General features: G+C 67.9%; 18 protein-coding genes. 7 read left to right on the forward strand and 11 right to left on the reverse strand.

Annotation, left to right across the window (positions count from 1 at the left end; all coding sequences use genetic code 11):
• Positions 1-74: 74 nt before the first annotated feature.
• The 7 genes from dusB to hflX all read left to right on the forward strand — a co-directional run bounded on the left by dusB (position 75) and on the right by hflX (position 9,331).
• Complete coding sequence (gene dusB / locus J2Y58_RS09550; RefSeq protein WP_310102092.1) at positions 75-1,067, forward strand: tRNA dihydrouridine synthase DusB; 993 nt, start codon at positions 75-77, stop codon at positions 1,065-1,067.
• Complete coding sequence (locus J2Y58_RS09555; protein ID WP_310102493.1) at positions 1,067-2,131, forward strand: ATP-binding protein; 1,065 nt, start codon at positions 1,067-1,069, stop codon at positions 2,129-2,131. The genes dusB and J2Y58_RS09555 overlap by 1 nt, the downstream gene beginning before the upstream one ends.
• Entirely contained in the window at positions 2,128-3,555 is a 1,428-nt protein-coding gene (gene ntrC / locus J2Y58_RS09560; RefSeq protein WP_310102097.1) for a nitrogen regulation protein NR(I), read from the forward strand. Before J2Y58_RS09555 ends, ntrC begins: the two co-directional genes overlap by 4 nt.
• Positions 3,556-3,686: 131 nt before the next feature.
• Positions 3,687-5,903 carry an ATP-binding protein gene (locus tag J2Y58_RS09565; RefSeq protein WP_310102100.1) on the forward strand — a complete coding sequence of 739 codons (2,217 nt, stop codon included), beginning with the start codon at positions 3,687-3,689 and terminating at the stop codon, positions 5,901-5,903.
• A 4-nt stretch (positions 5,904-5,907) separates the two neighbouring features.
• Positions 5,908-7,278 carry a sigma-54 dependent transcriptional regulator gene (locus J2Y58_RS09570; protein WP_310102103.1) on the forward strand — a complete coding sequence of 457 codons (1,371 nt, stop codon included), beginning with the start codon at positions 5,908-5,910 and terminating at the stop codon, positions 7,276-7,278.
• A 150-nt stretch (positions 7,279-7,428) separates the two neighbouring features.
• A complete protein-coding gene (hfq, locus tag J2Y58_RS09575; RefSeq protein ID WP_310102106.1) occupies positions 7,429-8,028 on the forward strand; it encodes an RNA chaperone Hfq in 600 nt (199 codons plus the stop codon).
• A 10-nt stretch (positions 8,029-8,038) separates the two neighbouring features.
• The gene (gene hflX / locus J2Y58_RS09580) at positions 8,039-9,331 is read left to right on the forward strand and encodes a GTPase HflX (RefSeq protein WP_310102109.1); all 1,293 of its coding nucleotides are present in this window, start codon (positions 8,039-8,041) and stop codon (positions 9,329-9,331) included.
• Between the two features lie 39 nt (positions 9,332-9,370).
• Here hflX and mazG read toward each other — a convergent pair whose 3' ends face one another.
• From mazG to J2Y58_RS09635, 11 genes are all read right to left on the reverse strand, one after another.
• On the reverse strand, positions 9,371-10,108 hold the full coding sequence (gene mazG, locus J2Y58_RS09585; RefSeq protein WP_310102114.1) for a nucleoside triphosphate pyrophosphohydrolase: 738 nt from the start codon (positions 10,106-10,108) through the stop codon (positions 9,371-9,373).
• A gap of 39 nt (positions 10,109-10,147) precedes the next feature.
• On the reverse strand, positions 10,148-10,444 hold the full coding sequence (locus J2Y58_RS09590; RefSeq protein WP_310102117.1) for a GCN5-related N-acetyltransferase: 297 nt from the start codon (positions 10,442-10,444) through the stop codon (positions 10,148-10,150).
• 60 nt (positions 10,445-10,504) lie between these two features.
• On the reverse strand, positions 10,505-11,899 hold the full coding sequence (lpdA, locus tag J2Y58_RS09595; RefSeq protein WP_310102120.1) for a dihydrolipoyl dehydrogenase: 1,395 nt from the start codon (positions 11,897-11,899) through the stop codon (positions 10,505-10,507).
• A gap of 102 nt (positions 11,900-12,001) precedes the next feature.
• Positions 12,002-13,216 (reverse strand): 2-oxoglutarate dehydrogenase complex dihydrolipoyllysine-residue succinyltransferase, encoded by a 1,215-nt coding sequence (odhB, locus tag J2Y58_RS09600; protein ID WP_310102124.1) that lies wholly within the window; start codon positions 13,214-13,216, stop codon positions 12,002-12,004.
• A 70-nt stretch (positions 13,217-13,286) separates the two neighbouring features.
• Positions 13,287-16,268: a 2-oxoglutarate dehydrogenase E1 component gene (locus tag J2Y58_RS09605; RefSeq protein ID WP_310102126.1), complete on the reverse strand. Its 2,982-nt coding sequence runs from the start codon at positions 16,266-16,268 to the stop codon at positions 13,287-13,289.
• Positions 16,269-16,355: 87 nt separating this feature from the next.
• Positions 16,356-17,246, reverse strand: a complete 891-nt coding sequence (gene sucD, locus J2Y58_RS09610) for a succinate--CoA ligase subunit alpha (protein WP_310102129.1) — start codon at positions 17,244-17,246, stop codon at positions 16,356-16,358.
• Between the two features lie 52 nt (positions 17,247-17,298).
• Entirely contained in the window at positions 17,299-17,589 is a 291-nt protein-coding gene (locus tag J2Y58_RS09615) for a GIY-YIG nuclease family protein (protein WP_310102132.1), read from the reverse strand.
• Between the two features lie 63 nt (positions 17,590-17,652).
• A complete protein-coding gene (gene mdh / locus J2Y58_RS09620) occupies positions 17,653-18,618 on the reverse strand; it encodes a malate dehydrogenase (RefSeq protein WP_310102135.1) in 966 nt (321 codons plus the stop codon).
• Between the two features lie 117 nt (positions 18,619-18,735).
• Complete coding sequence (gene zapE / locus J2Y58_RS09625; protein WP_310102138.1) at positions 18,736-19,830, reverse strand: cell division protein ZapE; 1,095 nt, start codon at positions 19,828-19,830, stop codon at positions 18,736-18,738.
• Positions 19,831-20,142: 312 nt separating this feature from the next.
• Positions 20,143-20,925: a succinate dehydrogenase iron-sulfur subunit gene (locus J2Y58_RS09630; RefSeq protein WP_310102140.1), complete on the reverse strand. Its 783-nt coding sequence runs from the start codon at positions 20,923-20,925 to the stop codon at positions 20,143-20,145.
• A 139-nt stretch (positions 20,926-21,064) separates the two neighbouring features.
• Positions 21,065-21,538 carry a VOC family protein gene (locus tag J2Y58_RS09635; RefSeq protein WP_310102143.1) on the reverse strand — a complete coding sequence of 158 codons (474 nt, stop codon included), beginning with the start codon at positions 21,536-21,538 and terminating at the stop codon, positions 21,065-21,067.
• Positions 21,539-21,542 lie beyond the last annotated feature (4 nt).

Consider the following 21,542-nt stretch of genomic DNA (forward strand, 5'->3'; position numbering starts at 1 on the left):
GCGTCGGTGCGGCACCTTGCCCGACTCACCCCTTTCCCCTATCTGCCTATTTTTCAGGCAACTTGCGAACCTCCATGCTTCGACCCATCCAGATCGGTGACGTGCGCATCGACGAACCCGTCGTGCTCGCGCCGATGACCGGCGTGACCGACCAGCCGTTCCGCACGTTGGTGCGTCGCTACGGCTCGGGGCTTAACGTCACCGAGATGATCGCCAGCCAGGCCGCGATCCGCGAGACGCGCCAGTCGATCCAGAAGGCCGCGTGGCATCTTTCGGAGGAACCGGTGTCGATGCAGCTCGTGGGCTGCACGCCGTATGAGATGGCGGAGGCGGCGAAGCTGGCGCGCGACAAGGGCGCGGCGATCATCGACATCAACATGGGCTGCCCGGTCCGCAAGGTGACGAACGGCGATGCCGGCTCGGCCCTGATGCGCGACCTGAAGCTGGCGACGCAGCTGATCGACGCGATCGTCAAGGCGGTAGACGCGCCCGTGACGCTCAAGATGCGAATGGGCTGGTGCCACGACAGCCTGAACGCCCCCGAACTGGCGCGCATCGCCGAGGACCTCGGCGTGAAGATGGTCACCGTCCACGGCCGAACCCGCAACCAGATGTACAAGGGCTCCGCCGACTGGCGCTTCATCCGCACCGTCAAGGATGCCGTGTCGATTCCGGTGATCGCCAATGGCGACATCTGCTCGATTGAGGATGCCGAGGCCGCGCTCCAGCAATCCGGCGCAGACGGGATCATGATCGGGCGCGGCGCCTATGGCCGCCCATGGCTGCTCGCGCAGGTCATGCACTGGCTGCGTACCGGCGAGCGGATGCCCGATCCGCCGCTAGACGAGCAATACCGCGTCATCGCCGAACATTACGACGCGATGCTTTCGCATTATGGCGACTTCACCGGGGTCAACATGGCGCGCAAGCACATCGGCTGGTATACCAAGGGTCTGAACGGCTCCGCGGAGTTCCGCAACCGGGTCAACCAGGAGCCGGATGCCGCGCGCGTCAAGTCTATGCTGGCCGACTTCTACGCTCCCTACCGGTTGAGCGCCGCGGCGTGATGCTGACGATGCGCGGCCCGGAGCCGGCGGAGCTGCTCGCCGCGCTGCCCGTCGCGGTGCTGGTGGTCGATGCCGAGGACCGGATCGCGCGGGTCAATGCCGAGTGCGAGACGTTGCTGAACCTGTCGGAGCGCGCGATGCTGGGGCAGCCGCTCGGCAACGTCCTGACCCTCCCCGATGCCGAGGCGCGGCGCGAGGGCCATGCCTTCGCGATCTTCGATGCGCGCGTCGAAACGATGCGGGGCACGCGGCTGCGCGTCGACCTGATCGAGGCGGCGGTGGTCGATCATCCCGGCTGGCGCGCGATCACGCTTCATCACGCCGGCGCATCGCGACGGCTGGGCGTGTCGACCGACCGCGCGGCGGCGGCGCGTTCGGCGGTCGGCGCGGCGGCGATGCTGGCGCACGAGATCAAGAACCCGCTGTCGAGCATCCGCGGCGCGGCGCAGCTGATCGCCGACGGCGTCGACGTCGCCGGCCTCACGCAGTTGATGATCGCCGAGGTCGACCGCATCACCGCGCTGATCGACCATATGGAAGACTTTACCGACACCCGCCCGCGCGAGGTGGCGCCGATGAACATCTACCCGCTGCTGGCGCACGCGCGCAGCGTCGCCTTGGCCGGCTTCGCCCGCGGCATGACGATCGAGGAGCGCTACGACCCGTCGCTCCCGAAGGCGCTGGGCAACAGCGATTCGCTGCTCCAGGTCGTCGTCAACCTGCTGAAGAACGCCGCCGTGGCGCTCGGCGAGCGCGGCGAGCGGCGGATCACGCTCGCCACCGCGTATCGCCACGGCGTGACGGTCGCTGCCGGTGGCGGAGCGCGCGGTCGCACGCCGTTGCCGATCGAGATCTGCGTGATCGACAGCGGCCCCGGCGCCCCCGCCGACATCGCCGACCATCTGTTCGACCCGTTCGTGTCCGGCCGCCCGGAGGGCAAGGGGCTCGGCCTCGCGCTCGTCGACAAGCTGGTGCGGGACATGGGCGGCATCGTGCAATATTCGCGCGAGGGCACGCCGCACCAGACGGTGTTCCGCATCCTCCTGCCGCGGGCACGACCATGACCGGCGCCGCCGTGACGCGCGTCCTGTTGGTCGACGACGACGATGCGATCCGCACCGTCGTCGCGCACGCGCTGCGCCGCGCGGGCCACGAGGTGCGCACCGCCGGCAGCCTGGCGGAGCTGGCGCGCGAGCTGGCGACGCGCATGCCCGACGTGCTGCTGACCGACGTCGTCCTGCCCGACGGCGACGGGATCGAGAATGTCGCCGCCGTGCTCGCCGCGCATCCGGCGCTGCCGGTGATCGTGCTGTCGGCGCGCAACACGCTGACCACCGCGGTGCGCGCGACCGAGGCAGGCGCGTACGACTATCTGCCCAAGCCGTTCGACCTCGACACGCTGACCCGCACCGTCGCCGCCGCGCTGGCGCGGCGCGGCGCGGCAAGCGAGGCGCAGGCGACCGACGACGATCCCTCGCTGCCGCTGATCGGCCGTTCGCCCGCGATGCAGGACGTATATCGCGTGATCGCGCGCGTCGTCTCCAACGACCTGACTGTGCTGGTATCGGGCGAGTCGGGCACCGGCAAGGAACTGGTCGCGCGCGCGATCCACGATCTCGGTGCGCGCCGCGCCGCGCCGTTCGTGCCGATCAACATGGCCGCGATTCCGCGCGAGCTGATCGAGGCCGAGCTGTTCGGCCACGAACGCGGCGCCTTCACCGGTGCTGCACAGCGCAACGCCGGCCGCTTCGAACAGGCTGCGGGCGGCACGCTCTTCCTCGACGAGATCGGCGACATGCCGATCGAGGCGCAGACGCGGCTGCTGCGGGTGCTGCAATCGGGCGAGTTCACAACCGTCGGCGGCGCGCGCACGATCCGCGCCGACGTGCGCATCGTCGCCGCCACCAACCGCGACCTGCAACAGGCGGTGGCCGGCGGGCAGTTCCGCGAGGACCTCTACTATCGCCTCAACGTCGTGCCGATCGCGCTGCCACCGCTTCGCGAGCGCCGCGGCGACGTGGCGGAGCTGGCGCGGCATTTCCTAGACCGCGCTGCCGCCGAGGGACTGCCGCGCAAGACGCTTGATGGTGAGGCAGTCGCGGTGCTGGAGGCGCACGACTGGCCCGGCAACGTCCGCGAGCTGGAGAATGTCATGCGCCGGCTCGCCGCATTGTCGCGCGACGACCGGATCGGCGCGGCGGAGGTACGCGCGACGATCTGGAACGGCGGCGGCACCGTGGCAGACGCCGCGCCCGATCCTGGGATCGAGGCGGCGGTGCGCGCGATGATCGAGCGGCTGGCGCGCCAGGAGCCGCGCGCGCTCGACGACGGCTCGCTCTATGCGCGCATCATCGGCGAGGTGGAGCGTCCGCTGATCGAGGCGATGCTGGCGCGGCATGGCGGTAACCAGCTGCGCGCCGCACGCGCGATCGGCCTGAACCGGAACACGCTGCGCAAGCGGCTCGACCTGCTGGGGATCGACGTCTAGATTTCTCCCATTGACGAGCGGGCTTGAGCTGGAAGCCTCACACACGGCAGCGACGCACCGGTACCTGATCGGGATCATTCGTGCGCAAATATGTGTTTTCCATGCAACACTGATGTTGTAGCAAGGAAGCGATGTTCGCAGGAGTGACTTCCTCCTCCTCTTCCCTGCCCGGTCTGCGGCGCCGCGTCGGCGTGACGCCGGCGATCGAGCTGATGGTGCTGGCCGCGGCGGTGGCGGTCGCGGTCGGCAGCTATTTCGCGTTGCGCGGGGAGGGCGATCCGGGCCGACTGCTCGCGCCGCCGCTCGTCGCCTCGCTGCTCGTCGCCAATCTCGTGACCGGCATCGCGCTGATGATGCTGCTCGGGCGGCGGATCGCGCTCAGCCGCGCGGCGCGCTCGCCGGTCGGGGCGGGGGGGCGGCTGCACGTGCGGCTGGTGCTGCTGTTTTCGCTGGTCGCCGCCGTGCCCGCGCTGCTGGTCACGATCTTCGCCTCGCTGCTGTTTCAGTACGGCGTGCAATTCTGGTATTCCGACCGCGCACGCGGCATGTTCGAAAATGCCGCCTCGCTCGCGCAGGAAAGCTATCGCACCGAACAGGATCGCGTCACCGGCGCCGCACGGGCAATGTCGGGCGACCTCGCCGAATATCTCCGCGAATCGCCGATCGACAGCCGGCGCTTCACCGAAGGGCTGTTCTACCAATTGTACCTGCGCAACCTGTCGGAGGCGCTGATCGTCCAGCGTGGTACCGACGGCGAGCTGCGCACGCTGGCGCTGGTCAACCCCTACGACCGCGCGCTCGACCGCGTGGTCACCGCCCCGCTTCTTCGCAAGCTGCGGACCGGCGAGGCCGTCGTGCCGGTGCCGGCGTCCGACCGGCTCGGCGCGCTCACCCCGCTCGACTATGCGCCGGGCACGTATCTCTACGTGGCGCGCGTCTTCGAGCCGCAGCTCCAGGCGACGATCACGCGCGGCGACGCGGTGTTGAACGATTATCGTCAGTTGATCGTGCGCGCTCGCTCGCTGCAACTGCGCTTCAACGCCGCGCTGCTGATCGTGTCGCTGCTGATCGTCGGCGTGGCGGTGTGGATCGCACTGACCGTCGCCGACCGCCTCGTCCGCCCGGTCGGCGAACTGGTCGACGCCGCGCGCCGGGTCGAGGGCGGCGACTTCTCCGCGCGCGTGCCCGAGACGCTGGAACGCGACGAGATCGGCACACTCTCCAACGCCTTCAACAGCATGACCGCACGGCTGGTGGCGCAGAACGCCGCGCTCGACAGCCGCCGCGCGCTGATCGAGGCGGTGATGTCGGGCGTATCGGCGGGCGTCATTTCGATCGATGCGAAGGATCGCACGATCCGCCTCATCAACAGCTCGGCGCAGACGTTGATGGGACTGGCCGAGCCGCCGGTCGGGCGCAAGCTGCACGACGTCGCACCCGAGCTCGACGGGTTGCTCGACCAGCCGGGGCGCGAGGCCGGGGTGCAATTGGCGGTGCAGGGCGAGATGCGCACCTTTGCGGTGCGGATCGCGCGCGACGGCAGCGGCCCGATCATCACCTTTGACGACATCACCCAGCAATTGACCGATCAGCGCCGCGCCGCCTGGGCGGACGTCGCGCGCCGCATCGCGCACGAGATCAAGAACCCGCTGACCCCGATCCAGCTCGCCGCCGAGCGCCTGCAACGCCGCTACGGCAGCAAGATCGATGCGTCCGACACCACCTTTGCGCGGCTGACCGACACGATCGTGCGGCAGGTCGGCGACCTGCGCCGGATGGTCGACGAATTCTCCTCGTTCGCGCGCATGCCCAAGCCCGTGTTCCGCGAGGAATCCCTGGTCGATATCGCGCGCCAGACCATGTTCCTGCACGAGGTCGCGCACCCCGGCATCCACTTCGTGCTCGACCATGACGATCCCGCGCCGTCGCTGGTGTGCGACCGCCGCCAATTGGGGCAGGCGCTGACCAACATCGTCAAGAACGCGGTCGAGGCGGTCGAGGAGGCCGATGCCAGCGAGGGCAGCATCACCATGACGCTGGGCGGGGACGAGGGTCGCGTGACGATCGCGGTCGCCGATTCCGGCGTCGGCCTGCCGCTGGAACGCGACCGCATCGTCGAGCCGTATATGACCACCCGCGCCCGCGGCACGGGGCTTGGCCTCGCGATCGTCAAGAAGATCGTCGAGGAACATTTCGGCACGATGACCTTCGCCGATCGGCCCGGCGGCGGCACGATCGTGACCCTGTCGTTCGACACCGCGCCGCTGGCAGCCCTCGCCAGCGACGATCATTCGCCCTCCCAGGACGACGATCGCACGATCGCCGCCCTCACCAGAAACCGGATCTAGAGCCATGGCGATCGACATCCTCGTCGTCGACGACGAACGCGACATCCGCGAGCTTGTGGCGGGCGTGCTCGAAGACGAGGGCTATGACACGCGCGTCGCCGGCGACAGCGACGGCGCGCTGGAGGCGATCGCGACGCGCCGTCCCAGCCTCGTGCTGCTCGACGTCTGGCTGCAAGGCTCGCGGCTCGACGGGCTCGACCTGCTCGAGGAGATCAAGCGTCGAGATCCCTCGATCCCGGTGCTGGTCATCTCGGGCCACGGCACGCTCGACACCGCAGTCGCCGCGATCCGAAAAGGCGCCGCCGACTTCATCGAGAAGCCGTTCCAGGCCGAACGCCTGCTGCTGATGGTCGAGCGCGCGACCGAGACCGAGCGGCTGCGCGCCGAAGTCGCCAGCTTGCGCGCCGCGACCGGGCGCGGCACCGACCTGACCGGCAGCTCGACCGCGATCAACGCGGTCCGCGCGACCCTGAAGCGCGTCGCCCAGACGGGCAGCCGCGTGCTCATCATGGGGCCTGCGGGGGTGGGCAAGGAGGTCGCGGCGCGACTGCTCCACGGCTGGAGCACGCGCGCGCACGCGAATTTCGTGATCGCCAGCACCGCGGGGATGAACCCGGAGCGGATCGAGGAAGAATTGTTCGGGGTTGAGGAGGGCGGCGACCTTGTCCGCACCGGGCTGCTCGAACAAGCGCATGGCGGCACCTTGTTCCTCGACGAGATCGCCGACATGCCGCCTGCGACGCAGGCGCGCATCCTGCGCGTGCTGACCGACCAGAGCTTCACCCGCGTCGGCGGCACCCGTGTGGTCAAGGTCGATGTCCGCGTCGTCTCCGCCACCGCGCGCGACCTCGCGATGGAGATTGCGGAGGGGCGTTTCCGCGAGGACCTGTATTATCGCCTCAACGTCGTCCCCGTGACGATCCCGCCGCTCGCCGAACGGCGCGAGGACATTCCTTCGCTGGTCGAGCATTTCGTCGCGCATTACGCCGCCGAGCGGCGCGTGCCCCCGCCCGAGATCGCGACCGATGCGCTCGTGGCGCTGCAATCCTACGAATGGCCCGGCAACGTCCGCGAGTTGCGCAACGTGGTGGAGCGCACGATCATCCTGACGCCGGGCGACCGCATCGGCCGCATCGACCTCGACCTGCTCCCCGCCGAGGTACTTGGCACACAGGATGCGGGCACCGGCGCGAGCGCGATCATGGGAGCGCCGCTTCGTGAGGCGCGCGAGACGTTCGAGCGCGAGTATCTGCGCGTGCAGATCCGCCGCTTTTCGGGCAACATCTCGCGCACGGCCAGCTTCATCGGCATGGAACGCTCCGCGCTCCACCGCAAACTCAAGCTGCTCGGCATCACCGAATCCAGGGACGATTGACGCGGACTGTCGCCCACGTCCGCGACCCTTTTGACGGCGTTTCGCCTCGGCTGCGCCTCGCACGACGGCGCGTTTGACGGCGATCGGCGGAAACATCGCCAACTTCCGCATCGCCCCGGTGGACGCCGGGACACCGAAACCCTATTTTGCGTGAGCCGCCGTGACAGCGGCGCAACCGACGCCGGCAACGGCGCACGCCGCGGGGAACCTCCCGCCAAGAACAAGGACACGTACCTAATGGCCGACAAGCAGACGTCGCTGCAGGATCTTTTCCTCAATGCGCTCCGCAAGTCCAAGACGCCCGTCACCATGTTCCTCGTCAAGGGGGTCAAGCTCCAGGGCATCGTCACCTGGTTCGACAATTTTTCGGTGCTGCTGCGCCGGGATGGACAGTCGCAGCTGATCTACAAGCACGCCATTTCCACGATCATGCCCGCCGGGCCGGTCGATGTCGCCGGTATCGTCGGGCAGATGAGCGAGAACAGCCGCAAGCAGCCGCTGCTTCAGGACATCTTTCTGACCGCCGTGCGCAAGTCGGAAGATCCCGTGACGATGTTCCTCGTCAACGGCGTGATGCTGCAAGGTGCGATTTCCGGCTTCGACCTGTTCTGCATGTTGCTGCAACGCGACGGCATGGCCCAGCTCGTCTACAAGCACGCGGTCTCGACGATTCAGCCGTCGCGTCCGCTGAACCTGTCGGGCGACGATGAGGCCGACGACGAAGACGATGCCGACGACGGGGAGGATTGAGATCAGTTCCGTGAACACCGGGTTCGAGCGTGACCGCGACGACGATGTGACGCGCGGCGCGCGCGCGATCGTCGTCTATCCCGATCTCGGCGGATCGAGCCGCGATGCCGAGGCGCGGCTGGAGGAAACCGCCGGGCTGGCCGAGGCGATCGGGGTGGTCGTTGTCGATCGCGTCGCCTTGCGCGTCCGCACCCCGCGCGCTGCGACGCTGATCGGCTCGGGCCAGATCGAGGAGCTTGCCACCCGCGCGCGCATGGAGGAGGCGACCCTGGTCGTCTTCGACGGGAGCCTCACCCCGATCCAGCAGCGCAATCTCGAGACTGCGCTGGAAGCCAAGGTCATCGATCGTACCGGCCTGATCCTTGAGATCTTCGGGGAGCGTGCCGCGACCGCCGAGGGCCGCTTGCAGGTCGAGCTCGCCCACCTCGACTACCAGTCGGGGCGGCTGGTGCGCAGCTGGACTCACCTTGAGCGGCAGCGCGGCGGCTTCGGCTTTCTCGGCGGTCCCGGCGAGACGCAGATCGAGGCCGACCGTCGCCTGATCCGTGACCGCATGGCGCGGCTGCGGCGCGAGCTCGACCAGGTCACGCGGACGCGCGGCCTGCATCGCGAACGGCGGCAGCGTGCGCCGTGGCCGGTGGTGGCGCTGGTCGGCTACACCAACGCGGGCAAGTCGACGCTGTTCAACCGCCTGACCGGTGCACACGTCATGGCGGAGGATCTGTTGTTCGCCACGCTTGACCCGACGCTGCGGCAGGTGTCGCTGCCCGGCATCGACAAGGCGATCCTGTCCGATACCGTCGGCTTCGTCTCCGAGCTGCCGACGCAACTGGTGGCCGCGTTCAAGGCGACGCTGGAGGAGGTCGTTTCCGCCGACCTGCTGATCCACGTCCGCGACGTCGCGCATCCCGACAGCGCCGCGCAAAAGGCCGATGTCGAGGCCGTGCTCGCCGAGGTCGGGGTCGCCGAGGGGACGCCGGTGATCGAGGCGTGGAACAAGCTCGATCTGCTCGATGGCGAGGCGCGCGACGATCTGCTCGCCGAGGCGACGCGGCGCGACGACGTGCTCGCGATCTCCGCGCTGACGGGTGAAGGGGTGGAGGTGTTGGTCCGCCATGTAGGCGACCTGCTGACACAGGGCCATCAGCGGTACACGCTGACGCTCGATGCAGGCGACGGCGCCGCCGCGGCATGGCTGCATGCGCACGGCGAAGTGCTCGACAGCCATGTGGAGGACGACCGGGTGGTCTACGAGGTCCGCATGTCCCCCGCCGATCACGAACGCTTCCTGACGCGGGATTAGCGACGTGTCGTCGCCTCTGCTTCGCGGGGGCGGCGACGCCTATTCCGCCGCCTTCGCGTCGACCCAGAGCATCTCTTTCTGCTCCAGCGACAAATCCGCGAAGGCTGCTCCCGCCGCATCCTCCATCATCCGAAAGCGCCGCTCGAACTTGGCGTTCGCGCGCCGCAGCGCCGCCTCGGGATCGACGCCCAGATGCCGCGCCCAATTGACCGTCGCGAACAGCAGATCGCCGACTTCTTCCTCGATCTCGGCCGACGATTGCGCCGTCGCAACCTCCGCCAACTCCTCGTCGATCTTCGCGCGTGGTCCGTCCGCATCCGGCCAGTCGAAGCCGACGCGCGCCGCGCGCTTTTGCAACTTCTCGGCGCGCAGGAGTGCCGGCAGACCGCGTGCCACCCCGTCCAGCGTGCTGGCGGCACCCCTCGCCGCGCGTTCGGCCGCCTTCACCTCTTCCCAGCGGTGGTGCCCGCCATCGGGCTCGCCGCGGAAGATATGCGGGTGGCGGCGTTCCATTTTGTCGCTGATCGCGGCGACGACATCGTCGAACGCGAAGGCGCCCGCCTCCTCGGCGATGCGAGCATGAAAGACGACCTGGAGCAGCAGGTCGCCCAATTCGTCCTTGAGATCGGCCAGATCGCCGCGCTCGATCGCGTCGGCAACCTCATAGGCCTCCTCGATCGTATAGGGTGCGATCGTCGCGAACGTCTGCGCGCGGTCCCACTCGCAGCCGTTCGGCCCGCGCAGCTGTGCCATGATCGCAATCAGCCGTTCGATCATCGTCGTTCCCCTATCGAGCCGCGTCGGCGGCGCGCGACGCTACCGCTTTCCGCGCCATCGTAGCGATTGATTGTTCAGGGCGGCGAGGTCCGCGATGCCCGCCGCCACGGCTTCGCCCAGCGCGATCGCCGCATCAAGGATAGCGTCTGGAGCATGCGCATACGCCGGACGGGCGGCGATATGATCGTACCAACGACCACCGCACGCATGGTCGAGCAGGATGCGCTGGAAGCAGTGATCCGCGCGTACCGGCCATCCGCGCGGCGTCGCGAGCGCCGGCAAGGTCTCGCGGGTCAGCGACAGCCATTGCCGCTCCCGCTCGGCGCGCGTGGTCATGTCCCGGTCGGGGCGGCGCCGGTCCGGCGCGCCCCTTGCGTCAGCGCGGCCATCCGGGGCTTAGATGTGGATCGGCTTGCCCTGGACGGCCATTGCGGCTTCCTTCACCGCTTCCGAATGCGTCGGATGCGCGTGGCAGGTGTAGGCGATGTCCTCGCTGGTCGCACCGAACTCCATCGCCTGTGCGGCCTGCGCGATCATCGTGCCGGCAACGCTGGCGATGCACCATACACCCAGCACGCGATCGGTCTTGGCGTCGGCGATCACCTTCACCAGGCCATCGGGCTCGTGGTTGGTCTTGGCGCGGCTGTTGGCCATCATCGGGAACTTGCCGACCTTCACCTCGCCCTGCTCGCGCGCGGCTTCCTCGGTCAGCCCGACGCCGGCCACTTCGGGCCAGGTGTAGACGACCGACGGGATCACCGCATGGTTCACGATGCCATGCCGGCCCGCGATATTCTCCGCGACCGCGATGCCCTCGTCCTCGGCCTTGTGCGCGAGCATCGGACCGGGAACGACGTCGCCGATCGCCCATACGCCGTCCGTCTTGGTGCGGAAGTCGTGGTCGATCTCGATCTGCCCGCGCGGGTTGGTCGACAGCCCCGCGGCCTCCAGGTTCAATCCCTCGGTGTTGGGACGTCGGCCGATCGACACCAGCACGTGGCTGGCCTCGATCGTCGTCGGCTCGCCGCCGGCGGCGGGCTCGACGGTCAGGATCGCCCTGTCGCCCTCGACCTTGATGCCGGTGACCTTGGTCGACAGCTGGAACTCGATGCCCTGCTTCTTGAAGATCTTGTTCGATTCCTTGCGGATATCACCGTCGAAGCCCGGCAGGATCTGGTCGAGATATTCGACGCAGGTCACCTTCGCACCCAGGCGACGCCACACGCTGCCCAGCTCCAGCCCGATCACGCCGCCGCCGATGACGACAAGGTGCTCGGGAACGGTCGGCAGGTCGAGCGCGCCGGTCGAGTCGACGATGATCTTCTGGTCGATCTCGACACCGGGAAGCGGCGTGACGCTGGAGCCGGTCGCGATCACGACGTTCTTCGCGGTCACCGTCTGCCCGGCGACGTCGACGCTGTGCGCGTCCTTGAACGCCGCACGGCCCTTCAGCCAGGTCACCTTGTTCTTCTTGAAGAGATATTCGATGCCGCCGGTCAGCTGCTTCACCGCGTCGCGGCGCTGACCGTGCATGGTGTCGAGGTCGAGCTCGACGGTCGTCTTGATGCCCAGCTTGGCCATCGCGCCGTTGGCGGCATGGTCGTACAGTTCGGAAGCGTGCAGCAGCGCCTTCGAAGGGATGCATCCGACGTTGAGGCAGGTGCCGCCCAGCGTCTCGCGGCTCTCGGCGCAGGCGGTCTTCAGCCCGAGCTGCGCCGCGCGGATCGCCGCGACATAGCCGCCGGGGCCGGCGCCGATCACGAGGACGTCATAGTCGTACTGGTCTGCCATCACTATTCTCCGATCGTCATCCCAGCGAAAGCTGGGATCTTGTGCCACGGGCGATCCGCACGTGGCGAGAGACCCCAGCTTTCGCTGGGGTGACGTTTTTCCTTACAGATCGATCAGGATCCGCGTCGGATCCTCGATCGCATTCTTCAGCGCGACGAGGAAGGTCACCGCCTCGCGCCCGTCGATCAGGCGGTGGTCGTAGCTGAGCGCGAGGTACATCATCGGGCGCACGACGACCTGGCCGTCACGGACCACCGGGCGCTCCTCGATACGGTGCAGGCCCAGCACCGCCGACTGCGGCGGGTTAATGATCGGGGTCGACATCAGCGAGCCGAACACGCCGCCGTTCGAGATCGTGAAGGTGCCGCCCTTCATCTCGTCCATCTTCAGCGTACCATCCTTCGCGCGCTTGCCGAAGTCGCCGATCGTCTTCTCGATACCCGCGACCGACAGGTCCTGCGCATCGCGGATGACCGGCACGACCAGGCCGTTCGGCGCGCTGACCGCGACCGAGATGTCGGCGTAATCGTGATAGACGATCTCGTCGCCCTCGATCGAGGCGTTGACGGCCGGGATGTCCTTCAGCGCCATCGTCGCGGCCTTCACGAAGAAGCCCATGAAGCCCAGGCGCACGCCATGCTTCTTCTCGAACAGGTCCTTGTACTTGGCGCGCGCCTCGATGACAGCGGTCATGTCGACGTCGTTGAACGTCGTCAGCATCGCGGCCGTGTTCTGCGCTTCCTTCAGGCGCTTGGCGATCGTCTGGCGCAGGCGCGTCATTTTGACGCGCTCTTCCTTGCGCCCGCCCGCGGTCGACGCCGAAGGCGTCGGGGCAGGGGCGGCGGCCGGAGCGGCGGGCTTCGACGAGGCGGCGGCGGCGACGTCTTCCTTGGTCAGGCGGCCGTCCTTGCCGGTGCCCTTCACGGTCGAGGGATCGACACCGTGCTCCAGCACCGCGCGACGCACCGACGGCGACAATGCCGCTGCGTCGCCCGAGGGAGCGGGGGTGGGCGAGGCGGCCGGGGCGGGCGTCTCGGTCACCGCGGGCTGCGGTGCTTCGCTCTTGGCGGGCGCACCCGAACCGCTCTCGATCGTCGCGATCAGCGCGCCGACCTCGACCGTGTCGCCGACCTTCACCGCGTGCTGCCCCATCACCCCCGCGACGGGCGACGGGACCTCGACCGAAACCTTGTCGGTCTCGAGGCTGGCGATGGGTTCGTCGGCGGCGACCGCATCGCCGGGCTGCTTCAGCCATTCGCCGACCGTCGCTTCGGTGATCGATTCGCCCAGCGTGGGGACCAGAACTTCGGTTGCCATCTCAAACCTCGTCGTCGCGGCCGTGGCCGATAAGTGTCGTTAGCAGATCCCGGCCGCAACCGGGATCGGGTCATGCGGTCGGCGTCGCCGCCTTCTTGGTCGTCTCGGCCTCGCGCGTGCGACGGATCTCGTCGCGCACGTTGTGGCCCAGCGCGTCGGCGATCAGCGCTCCCTGCTCGGCCTGGTGGCGCTTCATCAGCCCGGTCGCAGGCGACGCCGCAGCGGCACGCCCGGCGTAGCGCGCACGTCCGATCCGCGCCTTGGCGATGCCCAGCGCTTCCTCGATGAACGGCTCGACGAAGAACCAGTAACCGTTGTTGCGCGGCTCCTCCTGTGCCCAGATGACCTCCTCCAGGTTGGTCATCCGCGCGATGCGCTTGGCCAGCGCCTCGGTCGGGAACGGATAGAGCTGCTCGATCCGGACGATCTGCGTGTTCCGGTCGCCCGCCGCATCGCGCGCTTCCATCAGGTCGTAGGCGACCTTGCCGGTGCACAGCACCAGCCGCTTCGTCTCGGTGTCCGCCGGCGCCGACGGGTCCGACAGGATGCGGCGGAAGTGCGTGTCGCCCAGGAAGTCCGCCGCACTGCTGACCGCCAGCTTGTGGCGCAGCAGCGACTTCGGCGTGAACACGACCAGCGGCTTGCGGAAGTTGCGGTGCATCTGCCGCCGCAGCAGGTGATAGTAGTTCGCCGGCGTCGTGCAGTTCGCGACCTGCATGTTGTCGCCCGCGCACAGCTGCAGGAAGCGCTCGGGGCGTGCCGAGCTATGCTCCGGTCCCTGACCTTCGTAGCCGTGCGGCAACAGCATCACCAGGCCGTTGGCGCGCAGCCACTTGGCCTCGCCGCTGGCGATGAACTGGTCGATCATGATCTGCGCGCCGTTGACGAAGTCGCCGAACTGCGCCTCCCACATCACCAGCGTCTTCGGATCGGCCAGCGCATAGCCGTATTCGAACCCGAGCACGCCGTACTCGGACAGCGGGCTGTCGAGCACCTCGAAGTTGCCGTGCGGGATCGTCCAGAGCGGCACGAATTTGTGCTCGTCGTTCTGGTCGACCCACACCGCATGCCGCTGCGAAAACGTGCCGCGGCCCGAGTCCTGGCCCGACAGGCGTACGCCATAGCCCTCATGGAGCAGCGAGCCGAACGCCAGCGCCTCGCCGGTCGCCCAATCGAAGTTGCTGCCGCCCTCGAACATCTGACGCTTGGCATCGAGGACGCGGGACAGCGTCTTGTGGATCGTGATGCTGTCGGGAACGGTGGTGAGCGTCCGGCCGATCGAATCGAACAATTTCTGCTCGATGCCCGTCTCCACGCTGCGCCGCGCGGTTTCCGCATCGGCCGGGGCGTGCAGCCCCGACCAGCGGCCCGCGAACCAGTCGGCCTTGTTCGGCTTGTAGCCGGCCCCCGCCTCGAACTCGCCCTCCAGCAGCGTGGTGTATTGCTTGACGTTGTCATCCACCCACGCCTTGTCGACGACGCCCTCGGCGATCAGTCGCTTGCTGTAGATGTCGCTGACCGGCGGATGCTCGCGGATCGCCTTGTACATCAGCGGCTGGGTGAAGCCCGGCTCATCGCCCTCGTTGTGGCCGAAGCGGCGGTAGCACCACATGTCGATCACGACATCGCGATGGAACTTCTGGCGGTATTCGATCGCGATCTTCGTCGCGAAGGTCACCGCCTCGGGATCGTCGCCGTTGACGTGGAAGATCGGCGCCTGGACGCCCTTGGCGACATCCGACGGATAGGGCGACGAGCGCGCGAATTGCGGGCTGGTCGTGAAGCCGATCTGGTTATTGATGACGAAGTGGACGCAGCCGCCGGTGTTGTAGCCGCGGATGCCCGAGAAGCCGAGGCATTCCCACACGATGCCCTGACCCGCGAACGCCGCGTCGCCGTGGATCAGCACCGGCAGCGAGCGCGAGTGCGTCTCCAGGTCCTTGGCGATCGTCTGGATCGCGCGCGTCTTGCCCAGGACGACCGGATCGGCCGCCTCGAGGTGCGACGGATTGGCGACCAGCGACATGTGGACCTTGTGACCGTCGAATTCGCGGTCGGTCGAGGTGCCGAGGTGGTATTTCACGTCGCCCGAGCCGCCGATGTCGTCGGGGTTGGCCGAGCCGCCCGCGAACTCATGGAAGATCACGCGCAGCGGCTTGCCCATGACGTTGGCGAGCACGTTGAGGCGGCCGCGGTGCGCCATGCCGAACACGATCTCGTTGACGCCCGCCGCGCCGCCGTACTTGATGACGCTTTCCAGCGCGGGGATCATGCTCTCGCCGCCGTCAAGCCCGAAGCGCTTCGTGCCGACGTACTTGCGGCCGAGGAACTTCTCCCACTGCTCGGCCTCGATCACCTTGTTCAGGATCGCCTTCTTGCCCTGCGCGGTGAACTCGACCTGCTTGTCCTTGCCCTCCATGCGCTCCTGGAGGAACTTGCGCTCCTCGACGTCGGCGATGTGCATATATTCGAGGCCGACGTTGCCGCAGTAATTGGCGCGCAGCGTGTCGACGAGCTCGCGGATCGTCGCCCATTGCATGCCCAGCGAGCCGCCGAGATAGACCGGACGATCGATGTCGCTGTCGGAAAAGCCGTGATATTCGGTCGTCAGGTCGGCGGGCAGCTCACGCAGACCCGACAGGCCGAGCGGGTCGAGGTTGGCGGCCAGGTGGCCGCGGACGCGATAGGTGCGGATCAGGAGCTGTGCGCGGATCGAGTCCGCCGCCGCCTTGACGATCGCGTCCTGCGACGGGGCAGGAGCCGCGGCGGCGGAAACGGGCTTGCCGCCCCCCTTGCCGTCTCGCTCGGGCTTCGGCGCGGGCTCCATCTGCGTCGGGTCGAGCCCGGCGGTCAGCTCGTCGGTGGTGGTCAGCGGCCAGCGCTTGTTGGTCCATGACGGCGCGCCCATCGAGCCTTCGAGCCCTTCGAAGAACGACCGCCAGCCGGTGTCGACCGAATCGGGCGACTCCTTGAAGCGCGCATAGAGCGCGTCGATGAACTGGGGGCTGACGCCTCCGGCGATATCGCTGAAATCCTGGCCTTCGTAGCCCATGACGATCCTACCTTCGTCGTCCCGACCGCCCGCCGGGATAGTGTGGCGCGCCGCCCCGGCACCGGCCGGGGCGACGGCCCGATACGCTTACTTGTTCAGCACGCTCAGCAAGGTCGAGCCGAGCTCGGAGGGGCTCGCCGCCACCTTGATGCCCGCCGCTTCCATCGCCGCGATCTTGCTCTCGGCGTCGCCCTTGCCGCCCGAGACGATCGCCCCGGCGTGGCCCATGCGACGGCCCGGAGGCGCCGTGCGGCCCGCGATGAAGCCGGCCATCGGCTTCTTGCGACCACGCTTGGCCTCGTCGATCAGGAACTGTGCGGCCTGCTCCTCGGCATCGCCGCCGATCTCGCCGATCATGATGATCGACTGCGTTTCCTCGTCGGCGAGGAACAGTTCCAGCACGTCGATGAAGTTGGTGCCGTTGACCGGATCGCCGCCGATGCCGACCGCGGTCGTCTGGCCCAGCCCGGCGTTCGAGGTCTGGAACACCGCCTCATAGGTCAGCGTGCCCGAGCGCGAGACGACGCCGACCGAGCCCTTCTTGAAGATGTTGCCCGGCATGATGCCGATCTTGCATTCGCCCGGCGTCAGCACGCCCGGGCAGTTCGGGCCGATCAGCCGCGACTTGCTGCCCGCCAGCGCGCGCTTCACGCGCACCATGTCGAGCACCGGAATGCCCTCGGTGATCGCGACGATCAGCGGCACTTCGGCGTCGATCGCTTCCAGGATCGAGTCGGCCGCGAAGGGGGGCGGCACGTAGATGACGCTGGCGTTCGCGCCGGTCTTGGCGACCGCCTCCGCGACGGTGTCGAAGTTCGGAAGGCCCAGTTCCTCATGGGTCGTGCCGCCCTTGCCCGGCGTCACGCCGCCGACCATCTGCGTGCCGTAGTCCAGCGCCGCCTTGGTGTGGAAGGTGCCGGTCTTGCCGGTCATCCCTTGCGTGATGACCTTGGTGTTCTTGTCGACGAGGATGCTCATCGGGTGCCTGTACCTTCTAGCCGTCACCCCGGCGCAGGCCGGGGTCCAGTTGCTACGCCAGCGTCGGAAAGAGGTCGTGCCAGTCGGGGTTCATGACCTCGATCTGGCGCAGCTTCCAGCTCCGCCGCCACTCCTTCATCTGCTTCTCGCGCCGGATCGCATCGTCGATACGATCATGCACCTCGAACCAGACCAACGTCTTGCACCCGTATTGGCGAGTGAAGCCTTCCGCGACGTCCTCGCGATGCTCCCAAACCCGCTTCAACAGGTCGCTGGTTACGCCGATGTAGAGCGTCCCGTTCCGGCCGCTCGCCATGATGTAGACGTAACCGCGCTTCTCCATCTGCCGTCACCCTGACTGCGGTCGGGACTGGACCCCGGCCTTCGCCAGGGTGACGGGAAAGGCTTACTTCTCCAGCGAACCGTCGATGCCCTTGCAGGCGACCAGCAGTTCCTTGACCGCGTCGACCGAGACCTGAAGGTTGGCCTTCGCCTCGTCCGACAGCTTGACCTCGACCACCTTCTCGACACCGCCCGCGCCGATCACAACGGGCACGCCGACGTAGAGGTCGTCGACCCCGTACTGGCCGGTCAGGTGCGCCGCGGCGGGCAGGATGCGCTTCTGGTCATAGAGATACGCCTCGGCCATCGCGATGCCGCTGGTGGCGGGCGCGTAATAGGCCGAGCCGGTCTTCAGCAGCGCGACGATCTCGCCGCCGCCGCCGCGCGTGCGCTTGATGATCTCGTCGACCTTCTCCTTGGTGGAGAAGCCCATCTCGATCAGGTCGGCGACGGGGATGCCGCTGACGGTCGAATATTCGAGGACCGGCACCATCGTGTCGCCGTGGCCGCCGAGCACGAACGTGTTCACGTCCTTGACCGACACGCCGAATTCCTCGGCGAGGAAGTGCGAGAAGCGCGCCGAGTCGAGCACGCCGGCCATGCCGACGACCTTGTTGTGCGGCAGGCCGGAAAATTCGCGCAGCGCCCACACCATCGCATCGAGCGGGTTGGTGATGCAGATGACGAACGCGTCGGGCGCGTTGTCGCGGATGCCCTCGCCGACCGCCTTCATCACCTTCAGGTTGATGCCGAGCAGGTCGTCGCGGCTCATGCCGGGCTTGCGTGCGACACCGGCGGTGACGATGATGACGTCCGCGCCCGCGATGTCGGCATAATCGTTCGACCCCTTGATCGAGGCGTCAAAGCCTTCGGCGGGGCCGCATTGCGACAGGTCGAGCGCCTTGCCCTGTGGCACGCCCTCCACGACGTCGAACAGGACGATGTCGCCCAGACCCTTGAGTGCTGCGAGGTGCGCGAGCGTGCCGCCGATATTGCCGGCGCCGATCAGCGCGATCTTCTTGCGGGCCATCCCATCCCTTCCGTCGTTGACGTGTGAATGGTCATGCCGCCTACGCCCTTCGGGCGCGCGGGGCAACCCGTAAAGCGTGCGCGACAGAAGTTTAATTGCACATGGTTCGCAACAGCATTAGGCTGCTCCATGCCCTTCGGCAAGGTAGCTTTCCGAGCGCATCTCCTCCAGTCGGCTGACCGTGCGCTGGAATTCGAACGCGCCGTCGCCGCGCGGGTAGAGCTGGTCGGGCTCGGCATCGGCGGAGGCGAGCAGCTTCACCTTGTGTTCGTACAAAGCGTCGATCAGCTGAACGAAGCGTGCCGCCTCGTTGCGGTTGTCCGGGCCGAGCACGGGGATGCCGACGAGAATGACGGTGTGGTAACGCCGTGCGATCGCGAGATAATCCGCGGAGCCGCGCGCCTCACCGCACAGCTTCTTGAAGGCGAAGACCGCCACGCCCTTCAGCGTCTTGGGCACGCGCAGCGTCCGGCCCTGTACGACCAGTTCCTCGGACGGGACGTGCTGGCGGTCCTCGGGGGGATAGTCGGTGAGACGGAAGAAGGCGGCGGAGAGATCGGCGGTGGCCTGTTCGCCGTTGGGGACGCACCAAGTCTTCTGCGAGCCCAGGCGGTCGCGGCGGTAGTCGACCGGGCCGTTGAGCGCGACCACGTCCATCCGTTCCTCGATCAGCGCGATAAAGCCAAGGAAATGCTCGCGATTCAGGCCGTTCTTGTAGAGATCCGACGGTGCGCGGTTGCTGGTCGTCACCACGGTCACCCCCGCCTCGATCAGCGCGGTGAACAGGCGCGAGAGGATCATCGCGTCGGGGGAGTTGGTGACCATCATCTCGTCGAAGGCGAGCAGGCGCGCTTCCCCGGCGAGCGCCTCCGCAACGGGCAGGATCGGGTCGCCTTCCTCCTTGCGGCGCTCGACGGCGATGCGGGCGTGGACCTCCAGCATGAACTCCGCGAAGTGGACGCGGCGCTTCGCCGCGATCGCGACATGCTGAAAAAACAGGTCCATTAACATCGACTTGCCGCGCCCGACGCCGCCCCACATGTAGATGCCGCGCGCCGGGATGACGCGGCGGCGGAACAGGCCGGCGGTGCGGGGCCTTTCCAGCTCGGCGGCGAGCGCGTCGAGCCGCGCGGCGCCGGCGGCCTGTTCGGGGTCGGGGCGCAGCTCGTCGGCGTCGATCAGCGTCTGATAGGCGGCGAGCACCTTGCCCATGTCGTTTCTTCCCCGGGATCGCGGCCGCGGCGATGCTGCCGTGCACAATGAACCCGCTTTGCGGGAGCGGGCGCGTCGGATCAAGCCGCAGGCGACCCGGTCGCGCCCGGTGCCGCCAGCGGCGCGCCCGGTGCCGCGGCGACCCCGAAAATAGCAGCGCAGGGGCAGCAACCCGGCGGCAATCGGCGGGGTCGATCGCCATCCGGGCGCACGAGGGACCGCCGATTGCGCGAAGCGGGCAAAAAAAATCCAGCGCCCCGCGTGGGGCGCTGGATCACTTCGTCACGTTCGCAAGGACGGGCGCGGCGGGCGTCAGACCAGCCGTTCGACTTCCATCTTCTTGATCTCCGCGATCGCCTTGGCCGGCGACAGCCCCTTGGGGCAGGTGTTCGCGCAGTTCATGATCGTGTGGCAGCGATAGAGGCGGAACGGATCCTCGAGCGCGTCCAGCCGCTCGCCGGTCATCTCGTCGCGGCTGTCGGCGAGCCAGCGATACGCCTGAAGCAGGATCGCGGGGCCGAGGAACTTGTCGCTGTTCCACCAATAGCTGGGGCACGAGGTCGAGCAGCAGGCGCACAGGATGCACTCGTACAGGCCGTCGAGCTTCGCGCGCTCCTCGGGCGACTGCAGCCGCTCCTTGCCGGCGGGCGGCGGGGTGACGGTCTGCAGCCACGGGGTGATCGAGGCATATTGCGCGTAGAAGCGCGTAAAATCGGGAACGAGGTCCTTGATGACGTCCATCGCGGGCAATGGCGTGATCTTGATCTCGCCCTTCACGTCCTCGATCGCGGTGGTGCAGGCCAGCCCGTTGCGGCCGTCGATGTTCATCGAGCACGATCCGCAAATGCCTTCACGGCACGAGCGGCGGAAGGTGAGCGACGAATCCTGCTCCGACTTGATCTTGATGAGCGCGTCGAGGACCATCGGGCCGCATTCGTCGAGATTGACCTCGAACGTGTCGTAGCGCGGGTTCTCGCCCGAGTCGGGATCGTAGCGATAGATTTTGAAGTTGCGCATCGTCCCGCCGGGTTGCGGCGAGGGGTGCTTCTGCCCGCCCTTGATCTTGCTGTTCTTCGGGAGCGTGAACTCGGCCATGCGCGCGTCTCGTCTTCGTCAGGGATCGTCGGCGCGCAGGGGGCGCACCGGCGCCGTTATCACAGCGGCGGGTACACGATGGCGGGCCTGCCCGCAAACGTGTCCGTCGCGTGCCTAGTTAGCCATTATACCCGTCGGCTCAAGAGGCGATCGCACGTTCCAGCGCGGCGACGTCGATCCGCACCATCTCCATCATCGCCGCCATCGCCTTCGCGGCATGATGCGGGTCGGCGATCAACTCGGTCAGGCGGCGCGGGATCACCTGCCAGGCGACGCCCCAGCGGTCCCTGATCCAGCCGCACTGCATCTCGGCCCCGCCGGCTTCGAGGATCGCGTCCCAGTAACGGTCGACCTCGGCCTGGTCGGCGCAGTCGATCGACAGCGACACGGCCTCGCTATGCGTCGGGCCGGGGCCGCCGTCGAGCAGCGCGAACGACCGGCCGGCGAGCGTGAACTCGACCGTCAGCACCTTGCCCGCCGGGCCGCCGGGATAGTCGACCGCGGCGCGCACGATGCGCCCGATCGCGCTGCCGGGGATCAGACGGGTATAGAAGTGCGCCTGTTCCTCGGCGGTGCCGTCGCACCATAGCCAGGTGGTGACCTTGTCGGTCATGCGC

Source organism: Sphingomonas sp. BE138 (assembly GCF_031456125.1).
In the GTDB taxonomy this organism is placed as follows: Bacteria; Pseudomonadota; Alphaproteobacteria; order Sphingomonadales; family Sphingomonadaceae; genus Sphingomonas.

Excerpts from the sequence above, each read along its gene's own strand:
- dusB (WP_310102092.1), top strand. The coding sequence starts at position 75 with ATGCTTCGACCCATCCAGATCGGTGACGTGCGCATCGACGAACCCGTC.
- J2Y58_RS09555 (WP_310102493.1), top strand. The coding sequence starts at position 1,067 with ATGCTGACGATGCGCGGCCCGGAGCCGGCGGAGCTGCTCGCCGCGCTG.
- ntrC (WP_310102097.1), top strand. The coding sequence starts at position 2,128 with ATGACCGGCGCCGCCGTGACGCGCGTCCTGTTGGTCGACGACGACGAT.
- J2Y58_RS09565 (WP_310102100.1), top strand. The coding sequence starts at position 3,687 with ATGTTCGCAGGAGTGACTTCCTCCTCCTCTTCCCTGCCCGGTCTGCGG.
- J2Y58_RS09570 (WP_310102103.1), top strand. The coding sequence starts at position 5,908 with ATGGCGATCGACATCCTCGTCGTCGACGACGAACGCGACATCCGCGAG.
- mazG (WP_310102114.1), bottom strand. The coding sequence starts at position 10,108 with ATGATCGAACGGCTGATTGCGATCATGGCACAGCTGCGCGGGCCGAAC.
- J2Y58_RS09590 (WP_310102117.1), bottom strand. The coding sequence starts at position 10,444 with ATGACCACGCGCGCCGAGCGGGAGCGGCAATGGCTGTCGCTGACCCGC.
- lpdA (WP_310102120.1), bottom strand. The coding sequence starts at position 11,899 with ATGGCAGACCAGTACGACTATGACGTCCTCGTGATCGGCGCCGGCCCC.
- odhB (WP_310102124.1), bottom strand. The coding sequence starts at position 13,216 with ATGGCAACCGAAGTTCTGGTCCCCACGCTGGGCGAATCGATCACCGAA.
- J2Y58_RS09605 (WP_310102126.1), bottom strand. The coding sequence starts at position 16,268 with ATGGGCTACGAAGGCCAGGATTTCAGCGATATCGCCGGAGGCGTCAGC.
- sucD (WP_310102129.1), bottom strand. The coding sequence starts at position 17,246 with ATGAGCATCCTCGTCGACAAGAACACCAAGGTCATCACGCAAGGGATG.
- J2Y58_RS09615 (WP_310102132.1), bottom strand. The coding sequence starts at position 17,589 with ATGGAGAAGCGCGGTTACGTCTACATCATGGCGAGCGGCCGGAACGGG.
- mdh (WP_310102135.1), bottom strand. The coding sequence starts at position 18,618 with ATGGCCCGCAAGAAGATCGCGCTGATCGGCGCCGGCAATATCGGCGGC.
- zapE (WP_310102138.1), bottom strand. The coding sequence starts at position 19,830 with ATGGGCAAGGTGCTCGCCGCCTATCAGACGCTGATCGACGCCGACGAG.
- J2Y58_RS09630 (WP_310102140.1), bottom strand. The coding sequence starts at position 20,925 with ATGGCCGAGTTCACGCTCCCGAAGAACAGCAAGATCAAGGGCGGGCAG.
- J2Y58_RS09635 (WP_310102143.1), bottom strand. The coding sequence starts at position 21,538 with ATGACCGACAAGGTCACCACCTGGCTATGGTGCGACGGCACCGCCGAG.